The organism is Pseudoalteromonas sp. GW168-MNA-CIBAN-0100 (genome assembly GCF_040309225.1).
Taxonomy (GTDB): domain Bacteria; phylum Pseudomonadota; class Gammaproteobacteria; order Enterobacterales; family Alteromonadaceae; genus Pseudoalteromonas; species Pseudoalteromonas arctica.
The window spans coordinates 76,003-87,177 of sequence record NZ_JBEOOL010000021.1; the positions used below are offsets into that span (position 1 = coordinate 76,003).

9 protein-coding genes and 1 pseudogene are annotated in these 11,175 nt (G+C 37.4%); 4 read left to right on the plus strand and 6 right to left on the minus strand.

The window, feature by feature from the left end:
• Positions 1-333 precede the first annotated feature (333 nt).
• Entirely contained in the window at positions 334-1,605 is a 1,272-nt protein-coding gene (egtB, locus tag AAEY62_RS13855) for an ergothioneine biosynthesis protein EgtB (RefSeq protein ID WP_024590157.1), read from the plus strand.
• The gene (gene egtD, locus AAEY62_RS13860; RefSeq protein ID WP_024590158.1) at positions 1,602-2,576 is read left to right on the plus strand and encodes an L-histidine N(alpha)-methyltransferase; all 975 of its coding nucleotides are present in this window, start codon (positions 1,602-1,604) and stop codon (positions 2,574-2,576) included. Before egtB ends, egtD begins: the two co-directional genes overlap by 4 nt.
• 283 nt (positions 2,577-2,859) lie before the next feature.
• On the opposite strand, the gene AAEY62_RS13865 is transcribed toward egtD, so the two are convergent.
• The 6 genes and pseudogenes from AAEY62_RS13865 to pxpB all read right to left on the minus strand — a co-directional run bounded on the left by AAEY62_RS13865 (position 2,860) and on the right by pxpB (position 7,921).
• Positions 2,860-3,735: a PhzF family phenazine biosynthesis protein gene (locus AAEY62_RS13865; protein ID WP_350635131.1), complete on the minus strand. Its 876-nt coding sequence runs from the start codon at positions 3,733-3,735 to the stop codon at positions 2,860-2,862.
• The gene (gene asnB, locus AAEY62_RS13870) at positions 3,719-5,392 is read right to left on the minus strand and encodes an asparagine synthase B (protein ID WP_010552851.1); all 1,674 of its coding nucleotides are present in this window, start codon (positions 5,390-5,392) and stop codon (positions 3,719-3,721) included. Before asnB ends, AAEY62_RS13865 begins: the two co-directional genes overlap by 17 nt.
• Before the next feature lie 153 nt (positions 5,393-5,545).
• Positions 5,546-6,214: a pyroglutamyl-peptidase I gene (gene pcp / locus AAEY62_RS13875; protein ID WP_081709146.1), complete on the minus strand. Its 669-nt coding sequence runs from the start codon at positions 6,212-6,214 to the stop codon at positions 5,546-5,548.
• Positions 6,207-6,314, minus strand: a pseudogene (locus AAEY62_RS13880) (5-oxoproline transporter, DUF979 family subunit); the annotation flags it as partial. The gene pcp and the pseudogene AAEY62_RS13880, both read right to left, overlap by 8 nt.
• A gap of 22 nt (positions 6,315-6,336) precedes the next feature.
• Positions 6,337-7,263, minus strand: a complete 927-nt coding sequence (locus AAEY62_RS13885; protein WP_024590161.1) for a 5-oxoprolinase subunit C family protein — start codon at positions 7,261-7,263, stop codon at positions 6,337-6,339.
• Positions 7,256-7,921 (minus strand): 5-oxoprolinase subunit PxpB, encoded by a 666-nt coding sequence (pxpB, locus tag AAEY62_RS13890; RefSeq protein WP_024590162.1) that lies wholly within the window; start codon positions 7,919-7,921, stop codon positions 7,256-7,258. Before pxpB ends, AAEY62_RS13885 begins: the two co-directional genes overlap by 8 nt.
• Positions 7,922-8,177: 256 nt before the next feature.
• Here pxpB and msrA point away from each other — a divergent pair, with 256 nt between their 5' ends.
• The gene (msrA, locus tag AAEY62_RS13895; protein WP_024590163.1) at positions 8,178-9,467 is read left to right on the plus strand and encodes a peptide-methionine (S)-S-oxide reductase MsrA; all 1,290 of its coding nucleotides are present in this window, start codon (positions 8,178-8,180) and stop codon (positions 9,465-9,467) included.
• A gap of 134 nt (positions 9,468-9,601) precedes the next feature.
• Positions 9,602-10,378, plus strand: coding sequence for a transporter substrate-binding domain-containing protein (locus AAEY62_RS13900; RefSeq protein ID WP_024590164.1), 777 nt, complete (start codon positions 9,602-9,604; stop codon positions 10,376-10,378).
• Positions 10,379-11,175 lie beyond the last annotated feature (797 nt).

Sequence of the window (11,175 nt, forward strand, 5' to 3'; positions counted from 1 at the left end):
TAAGTAAAAAAAGATCACTTTTAAGCAACTTAATTAATGCTTAAATACTAGGGCTTGTTGATCTTTTAGGATTAAAATTTGTTCAATTTAGGAGCTGTTTAATCGATCCTAGGTTTGTAACCTAACGGTTCGATAACTGCTCCTGCGTTATTCTGCATGCTTACATGCACGTAAGAATAATTAAAAAACGAGCTGCAAAGAGCAAATTTCCCTTTAGGGCTAGTATAAATTTATAAGCTGATAAGCATCTTTAATCAAGTTGTAATATGAATATGATTTAACACAACACTAAGCTATATTTTATAAATAGATAGGCAAAGGATTAATACTATTATGCGTGAATGCGCTTTAAACAATACCAATCAAAACGAACTTGTTAAACGCTTTTGCAGCGTTAGGGGCGAAAGCCTGGCTATTATTGAACCACTCACTGTAGAAGATTGCCAATTACAAGCTATGGCAGATGCCAGCCCAGGCAAATGGCATTTAGCGCACACCACGTGGTTTTTTGAAACGTTTTTACTTAGTGTTTACTGTAAACAGTACACTGTGTTTAACTCTCACTACCGAATGCTTTTTAATTCTTACTACAATGGGATTGGAGAGCAATTTAAACGGGCAAACCGAGGTAGTTTATCTAGACCTAGTTTAGATGAAGTTTTAGCTTATAGAGAGCATGTAGATAGCTGTGTGGTTGAATTACTTAAAACTGAAGTTAGTCCACAAATTAAAGATATTATTGAACTTGGGTTACACCACGAGCAACAGCATCAAGAACTAATGCTTATGGACATCAAATATAACTTTTCAGTAAATCCATTATTTCCGCAATATAAAACATCGCCTTTAAACAGCCAAAACAAATCAGCAGATATTAAGCCTCTCAATTTTATAAATTTTGAGCAAGGCATTATTAATATAGGTACAAATGCCGACGATGAATTTGCATATGATAACGAGCGCCCCAAACACCAAGTATTAATTCATTCATTTAACTTTGCTAATAGGTTGGTCACCAATGGTGAATATTTAGACTTTATAAATGCAGGTGGATACAGCAATCCACAGTATTGGTTAAGTGACGGTTGGGCAAATATACAAAGCAACAGTCTAACGCAACCATTATATTGGCATTGTATAGATAACGAGTGGTTTGAGTTTACACACTATGGATTAGAGCTTCTCAATTTAAATGCCCCGATCTGTCATGTTAGTTATTTTGAGGCCAGCGCCTATGCTAATTTTGTAAAGGCTCGCTTGCCTACAGAGTTCGAATGGGAATATGCAGCTAAAAATACACCTTCAACAGAGATTAATAATCACTACCTAACACCTCAGCAAGCAAAGAGTGATACTGAAATAAATCAGTTAACTGATTCGTGTTGGCAATGGACGAACAGTGCATATTTACCATACCCCGGTTTTAAGCCTATTGAAGGAGTAGCAGGGGAATACAATGGTAAGTTTATGAATAACCAAATGGTGTTACGTGGTGGGTGTGTGTTTACCCCTCAAAACCATTTACGACAAACATACCGAAATTTTTATTACCCGCATCAAGCGTGGATGTGCAGCGGGATAAGACTAGCTAAGGATATAGTATGAGCCAAGTAACAGCGATTAAGCAAAGCAACATAACCGACACTGAATTTCTAAACGACGTGATAAGCGGATTAACTCAACAACAAAAAACGCTTCCGTGTAAATATTTTTATGATGATAAAGGTGCTGCATTATTTGAGCAAATAACAACCTTACAAGAGTATTATGTTACACGTACTGAGCTTTCTATATTAGAGCAACACTCAAAGTCGATTGCTCAAATGCTACCTGAAAACCTCTCTATTATAGAGCCCGGCTGTGGCTCGGGTAAAAAGGTAGCCTATTTATTAGCGCATATGGCAAACGTTAAAACCTTTGTACCGTTTGAAATATCTGAGGAGATGCTCAGTTATTCACTTGCACATTTGTCACCATTATTTCCAGATTTGGCAATTTCTCCATTATTAGGAGACTTTACACATAGCCAAATGGTCAAACAGCTAACCAAAGACACCGCTTTAGACAGTCAAACTAATTTGGTGTACTTTCCGGGGTCTACTCTTGGTAATTTTGCACCTGTAAAAGCAATTGAAATTATGAATAATTTCCATCGCTTATGTGGTTTAAATGGCTATGTGCTAATTGGCATTGATTTAGTAAAAGAGCGCCAAGTGTTACTTGATGCATATAACGATAAGTTAGGTATAACCGCCGCGTTTAATAAAAACTTACTACAACGTATTAATAACGAGTTAAATGGCACATTTAACTTAGACAATTTCAGCCACGAGTCACGCTTTAACGAGCAACATAGCCGTATCGAAATGCATTTAGTAAGTAATTGTACTCAAAGCGTGATTATAAATGATCAGCAAATAGACTTTATAGAAGGTGAAAGCATTCATACGGAAAACTCTCACAAGTACACGCTTGAGTCGTTTAAGCAGCTTGCAGCGCAAGCTAATTTAAAGTTAGAGCAAACATGGCAAGACGATAGTAACTATTTTGCCCTGTGCTTATTAAGGCCGCTATAAACGTTTACTTAATATGTTTAGGGCGTGTTGATCTTTGATAGTTGAATTTGCAGCAATATGTTTGGTTTTTAGGCAAGGCAGAGCCTATGAAGTGTGGTTATTCCACATAAATAGTTGATAACGCAGCATAAATGCCAAACATGTGCTGCCCTTCGGGTTCTGCCTAGGGGCGATAAACTCTTTGTTGCTCGATTTTTACTCAGCCCACTAGGTTACAAACCTCGCGCCGCGATTTAATCGCCCCTAGATTGAACAAATTTCAATTCGCAAAGGTCAACACGCCCTAGTAAATGACAACTTTAGCATTGCTAAACTCATAGTTTAGCAATGCGCCATTATTTGATTGCTGTATAAGTTTAGCTTTATTTAAACCATGCAGTCTAAATAGAAGGGGGGCAATAATAGACACCGCAGAGCCCGTTGCACTGTCCTCATTTACTCCAAACTGGGGTGCAAAGTATCTAAAATGCGCTATAGCATTTTTTTTGTCTATATTTTTTATACTAAGCGCTATAACAGCATTTTTATGGAGTTTATTTAACGCTTTAAAATCAACGTGTAAGCTTTTTAAATCGTCTTTTTCAACGTCTTTACTAAACTCTTTATTAAATTCTTCATTAAATAACACAAACGTATAACCGTTATTTTCGCCGGCACTGTAGGCTGCTTTTATTGCTAATGAAAACACACTTTGTAACTCACCTTTAGCTAATTCGCTTTTTTTAGACTCTATACTTTTTAGTAACAACTGTGCGCGTTGTTTTTTTACTCTTATAGTAAAGCGCTCATTACTCATTGATGTAAATACTTCAGGGCAATAACCAAAATACTTTATTAAAAAATTAGCGGCCGCTAAAGTGCCATGTCCGCAGCGTTTAATTTCACTTGTTTGGTTAAACCAGCGAATATTGCAATGGCGTTTAGTTATCTCATTTTGATTTAAAAATACGGTAGCTGGGTGAATTGATTGTGATGCAATATATTGCATTGTTTTTGATGTTAACCCATTTTTATAAATAACAATTAAAGCGCTTGAGCCTTTTAAGTTATTTGCAGAGCTATAAAAAACAGATTCGGTGGAAGTGAACTCTATAAAGCGAAGCGTAAGCCATTTAGGCTTACGCTTTGCTAAACAAAGAGTATTAACCTTTGCTTGCATATGCGTCGTTATGAACGCCCGCAGCACGACCTGATGGATCAGCATTGTTTTGGAACGATGCGTCCCATGCAAGTGCTTCAGGAGTCGAACACGCTACCGATTTACCATGCGGTACACATTTAGCTGATGCATCACCAGGGAAATGCGATTCAAAAATAGTACGGTAGTAGTAAGCTTCTTTTGAATCTGGTGTATTAATAGGGTATTTAAATTTTGCATTTGCAAGCTCTTGATCGCTTACTTGCTCGTTTACAAACTCTTTTAACGTATCAATCCAGCTGTAACCAACACCATCTGAAAATTGCTCTTTTTGACGCCATAGCACTTCATCAGGTAAGTAACCTTCAAAGCCTTCACGTAAAATGTGTTTTTCAATTTTTCCATCTTTACACATTTTAGCTTCAGGGTTGATACGCATAGCAACATCAACAAATTCTTTATCAAGAAACGGTACACGTGCTTCTACGCCCCATGCCGCCATTGATTTATTAGCACGTAAACAGTCAAACATATGCAGTTTTGATACTTTACGGTTTAGCTCTTCATGAAACTCTTGTGCGTTAGGGGCTTTATGGAAGTATAAATAACCACCAAATAGCTCATCAGCACCTTCGCCAGATAACACCATTTTAATGCCCATAGCTTTAATTTGGCGAGCCATTAAGTACATAGGTGTAGAGGCACGAATTGTTGTTACGTCGTAGGTTTCTATGTGGTAAATCACTTCACGTAATGCATCAATACCTTCTTGAATGGTAAAAATGATAGGGTGGTGAATAGTACCAATCATGTCAGCTACTTTTTGTGCAGCCGCTAAATCAGGTGAGCCCTCAAGGCCTACTGAAAAAGAATGCAGCTTAGGCCACCATGCGTCGCTTTCGTCGTTATCTTCAATACGTTTTGCAGCAAAGCGCTGGGTAATAGCAGAGATAACCGATGAGTCTAAACCACCAGAAAGTAATACACCGTAAGGCACGTCACACATTAATTGGCGTTTAACGGCCGCTTCTAATGCATCTTTAACGTCTTGCGCTTCTGCGCTGTTATCTTTAACTGCATCAAATGTTTCCCAATCACGTTTGTAATAAGGCGTCATTTTGCCATCTTTGCTGTACAGGTAATGCCCTGGTGGAAATTCTTCAATATGCTTACAAATTGGAGAAAGTGCTTTTAGCTCAGAAGCAACGTAAAAGTTACCGTGCTCGTCGTGACCGGTGTAAAGCGGGATAATACCAATATGGTCACGGCCAATTAAGTAAGCGTCATTTTCTTCATCGTATAAACAAAATGCAAAAATGCCATTTAGATCATCTAAAAAGTCAGGCCCTTTTTGTTTATACAGCGCTAAAATAACTTCACAGTCTGATTGAGTTTGAAAAGTAAAATCAACGTCTAACTCTGCTGCAAGTTCTTTATGATTATAAATCTCGCCATTAACCGCTAAAATATTTGTTTTTTCAGGATTGTATAAAGGCTGTGCACCGCTTGATACACCAACAATAGCTAAACGCTCATGCACTAAAATAGCTTTTTCAGATGCATATACACCAGACCAATCTGGGCCACGGTGTCTAAGCAGCTTTGACATTTCAATTGCTTGGGTACGCAATTGAGTGGGATCAGATTTAATATCTAATACCCCAAAAATTGAACACATAGTAACTCCTCATTCCTATTATGTGTGCAGCAGAGCCAATTTGCTGTGCTGCGAAACCTTGTTTTATCAGAAAAAATTACTCAAGTCACATAGCTTTTACAATTAATTAAGAATAATTTATGCACCAAGCTAGATGTAATCGCACCAAAGTGGTTAATGCGTGGTTCCTGCTGCTATTTTTACGTCGCTATTATTGTTCAAAGCTTGTGCAATCATAACTCTCAGGGCATTAATAACGGTTTCTTCGCTCATGCTTGGTGCGCCATTGTGGTGCACAGCTTGGCTTGGTAAATAAGGAATATGCACAAAGCCACCTTTCATTACAGCGCAGTGATCATTTATGTAATGCATAAGACCATACATAACGTGATTACACACATAAGTACCTGCTGTATTGGAAATGGAAGCAGGTATATTGCTGTTGTGCAATGCTTGTAACATGCGCTTTATTGGCAAGTTTGTAAAATAGGCATCAGGGCCATTTTTTTCTATTGGTGTATCGATAGGCTGCTTACCTGCATTGTCTTTAATGCGTGCATCGTCAACGTTTATTGCAATACGCTCAATTGATATTTCGCTGCGCCCACCAGCTTGGCCTATACATAAAACAACCGCCGGATTGTGCGACTCAATGGCGTTTATAAGCTGACTGATAGACGTATTAAATTCACAGGCAAGTTCTAGTGTGCATATTTTGTGTTTCATGATGATAGTTTCATCAAGTTTTTGCACTGCTTGCCAAGAAGGGTTTATAGCTTCGCCACCAAAAGGAGCAAAGCCAGTTATTAATACACACGGCATAGTAGAAGTTGATTTAGTCATTAAACACCAAGCTATACATTAAAATAATATTAACGGCGAGTAAGGTAACGGCCGTCGGAATTTGAACCTTTATTACATGGTACCTATTTTTTAAATCTAGGGCGTGTTGATTCTAGAATATTTTATAGGTTATTTTTAAGTGCAAGGCTCAATTGATGTAGGTGCCCGTCAAGTTTCTGCTTCGCCTTTGCTGCTTCTTCAAACGTTACATATTTAAACTCAACAGTATCTAAAGGTCTAAATTGTGCAAATTGATGTAAGTCGGCTTCAATTACAGTCCCTAAAAGCGGATAGCCCCCGGTTGTTTGACCATCGTTAAGTAGCACGATAGGTTCACCATTCGGTGGCAGTTGAATACTCCCAGGACTCACCCCTAGTGATGGCAAAGAGTGCGAATGTGCCAAATTATTTTTATGCTCAAGCCTTACGCCCATTCGGTTGCTGTTACTACTAACTTTAAATGGGGTAGATACAAAGTTGTTAAGTAAAGGCTCGCCTAACAAATTAGCATGAGGACTTGGGTGCAGTCGTATAAGCTTGCGCTGGGCGGGAGCAATTGCGCCTACTTTTATAAACTCTCCATAATAAGGAGTAATAGGTATTTCATCACCAGTGGCGAGAGCTCTACCTTCAATACCACCAAAACATGCGTTTAAATCTGTAGATTTAGAGCCCATAACTTCAGTATTTTGTATACCGCCTTTCACTGCTAAATAAGCTCTTAATCCAGCTCTACCAGTAGCAAAGCTCAGTACTTGTTTGTTTTTTACTGTGTATGTCCAACCAGGGTAAATTGCTTGTCCATCAAGGGTTGCTTGCAAATCTGCACCATGAAGCGCAATTACTGTGTCGCAGGTGAATTCCAGCTCGCACAAACCAACAGTTATTTCTAAAACGGCATCATTGTCGCTATTGTTAAGTAATCTATTAGCAATTATTTGTGCATAAGGGTCTAAGCTACCCGCTTTGCTTACACCTAAATGACGGTAGCCATCACGGCCAAAATCTTGAATTGTAAGTAATACACCACTTTTGAGTACTTTAATCATGAGTTGCTCCTTTATTAACTAGCGGAACAAATTCAAGCGTATCGCCTGGTTGAATTAAACAAGGCTGCTCAGAGGTCGAATCAAACAAAGCAGTATCTGTATGACCTATTATGTGCCAACCGCCAGGGGTATCTGCGGGGTAAATTCCGGTTTGTGCAGCACCTATCGCAACAGAGCCTTTAGGAACTTTAATGCGTGGCTCATCACGCCTTGGTGTATGTAATTGCCCATCTAAGCCGTGTAGGTAAGCAAAACCGGGCTGAAAGCCTAAAAATAAAACGTGGTATTTGGTTTTACTATGAATATTAATAACCTCATCAGCGCTTAAATTGTGATAACGAGCCACGTAATTAATATCCTCACCCTTGTAGGTGGTTTCGATTAAGTGATGTTGCCCTTTAAAAGTACTCGTTTTAATATCATTCCACAGCGAAGGTAGTACTTGTAACCACTTATTTAAGTGTTTATCTGATTTTAGATAGAGAGTGAGCGAGTTCATGGCTGGCACCAAATCGGTAAATTCAGCAGTGCATTTACAGTGGCTGGTTAAAGCCCAAATTTTATTTTGAATAGAGAGTCTATCTGTAGCATCTAAATGCGATGCATCAAGTAGTAAACTACTGTTTGTTAATGCATAAATATGGGGAGCTGGCTTCATTAAATAAACCTATTTGTACAACATAATTTAAACGTAACACAGTTTTATTAATTTATTTACACCATTGCGACTAAGTCGTTATGTTTAGTGTTTATTTACCCAGCTTACTTTAAGAGTGTTTTTATATTCAATTAATCGTATTTAACTTATTGAGGACTAAAACTTAATACATTTCGTACTAAATAAGTAATTAGGTTGAAATGAAAATTAAGATAAGGAGGTCTTAATTAGCACGCACTTGTTTATGAGGTACTTTATGAAACACCAGCATTTATTATATTTATCAGGCGCTGCTATTATATTTAGCGCAGGCAGCTTTGCTTTATCTATGGAAAAGGTAGAACACAGTAATGTAGAAGCCACCATGCATGTAGAAACCATTGTACTGGGGTCTGGTTGTTTTTGGGGAGCAGAAAAACGCTACGAAGCGCTTAATGGCGTTATTGATGCTGAGTCGGGTTATGCTGACGGTAATGGGTTTAAAGCAACGTACAGAAATATTACTGATCAGTCTCGTCGTTTTGATGAGAACAATTATGCTGAAGTTGTGCAAGTTATGTATAACAGCAATATAATTTCAGCAGAAGATCTCTTAAAAAACTATTTTGAAAGTCACGATCCTACGCAAAAAAATCGCCAAGGTAACGACATCGGTACGCAATATCGTTCAATTGTATTAACGACTACTGATGCACAAGCTAAAGTAGCTGAGCAAGTTAAATCGCAATATCAGCAGCTTTTAACTGATGCGAGCTACGGCAAAATCGAAACGGTTATTAAACCACTTGCAGGTTTTGTATCGGCAGAAGAATATCATCAAAATTATCTAGAAAAGAACCCTAATGGCTATTGTCCCGATCACTCTACCGGTGTTGTTTTTAATAAAACACCCGTGGAAAAAGCAGACAACAGTGCTCTAATCGCAGGTAAGCAAATAGTGGTACTTGATTCTCGTGATTACTGCCCGTACTGTGACAAATTTAAAAAAGCAGTCGCAAATGATTACAAAGGCACAATACCTATGACATTTCGCCATGCTGACCAACTTAATGATTTAACTATTAAGTCAGCCACGTGGGCAACGCCGACTATTTTGTTTTTAGAAAATGGCGTTGAGGTATATGGCCGTCAAGGCTATGCAACACCTGAAGAGTTTTATAAAGCATTAGGCGCTTTTAAATTAGGTAACAGTGATGCTTATAAAGTTGCATTCGATGCACGAACAGATAGACCTTATTGTAAAGAGTACAAAGAGTTTAAAAATACACCTGATGGTACTTTTGTTGATAAACTAAGTGGAGAGCCACTATTTGATACAAGCGATAGGTTTAACTCCGGTACTGGTTGGTTGTCGTTTAAGCACCCAGTAAAAAGTAGTGTAACGCAGCATGATGATAGCAGTTGGGGAATAACACGTATTGAGCTACGTTCTAAAAGTACAGGTATTCATCTTGGTCATTTATTCCCAGGAGAAGGCCCTAGAGGCACAGACCGCTACTGTATAAACGCAACAGTACTCGATTTTGTACCAAGAGATAAAAGCTAAACCTTTTACTTTGTAAAGCCTGATTTTAATCAGGCTTTTTTTTGCATAAAATAAAATAGATTTATCATATTCTTTGCAAATTTTTTAAAATTAAAGCGTTGAGCTACACATCAATAATATTACTTAGGTTGTAAATGAATCAATTTATAAAAATAACAACGCAGTTAATGTATTTGCCTTTAGCTTTATTAATTTTTATTACAGATGCTAAGTCGGCAACCCACTATGTCGTCGGCGTAGAGAATATAGAGTATCTACCTTACTTTGATGGTAGTGGAACAAATGGTGCTGACTATTATGGCTTCAGTGAAGAGTTACTCACTTTATTTGCACAGCAGCACGATTTTGAATTTGAGTTTTACACGCTGCCAATTAATCGTCTTTATAAAGAATTTATTGATCACCATCATGTTGATTTTAAATATCCAGATAACCCTCAATGGAAACCAAGTTATAAAGCTTCCTTTGGTGATTTAAATGAAATTATTTATTCGCAGCCAACCGTTGTGACTAAAACGGGTATTGCGAGTTTAAATAAAAATATCACTATTGATGAATGCGTTAGTTTTGCAACGGTGAGAGGGTTTACGTCTCAAAGCTTTAAACCTTTAATGAATAACGAAAACGTTGAGCTAATTGAAACCGCTAACGTAATGGAATTAATAGAGATGCTTTTAAAAGAGCGAGTGGAGTGTATTTACATATCTAACGATGTATTAAACTATAATATTGTTAAATATTTCAAATTAACCCGACCCGTTTATTTTCAAAACGAATTGCCGACAGATTTACAAGCCTTTTTATTATCGTCGATTGACTATCCTGAGGTAGTTAAGCAATTTGATACATTTTTGCTTTCACATAAAGTGCAAATAAGTAAATTAAAAAAAGAGTATCAAATAAAAAATTAACTAAAAAAGCCCCGTAAGTTATAACTTACGGGGCTTTTTAAAATGTATTAATCTGTATATAGCTATATTATGTATGTGCTTAATAATAAAAACAGTCCAAGCCAAGCCAAGTCACCACCTAACTTGAACCGCTTTTCACACTGACAACATCTTCACACACAATATAAAGATTCTGTTTACTACGCTTACGTAGCCTTGTAATGCATATCATGTGGTTTGAGCCAAGAATAAAAACAGTTCAAGCCAAGTCACCACCTAACTTGAACCGCTTTTTCACACTGACAACATCTTCACACACAATATAAAGATTCTGTTTGCTACGCTTTAGTAGCCTGGTAATGCATATCATGTGATTGAGCCAAGAATAAAAACAGTCCAAGCCAAGTCACCACCTAACTTGAACCGCTTTTCACACTGACAACATCTTCACACACAATATAAAGATTCGGTTTGCTACGCTTTAGTAGCTTTGTAATGCATATCATGTGGTTGAGCCAAGAATAAAAACAGTTCAAGCCAAGTCACCACCTAACTTGAACCGCTTTTTCACACTGACAACATCTTACACACACAATATAAGATTCTTTTCACTGCTAAGTTTGAGTTACTAAAACTCAAAAGGTTGCATTTATTGCTCTTAAAAAACAAATTAACTAAGTTGTTTTGAGCTGATGAAGTAACTTTAATATTTAACTTTATTTTCGACAAACGATAAAAATGATGTCAACAACAACCGAAAAGTGATCCACTCCACCATTTGAATATTGATCCACTATTTATTAAGGTTTTCCATTAAC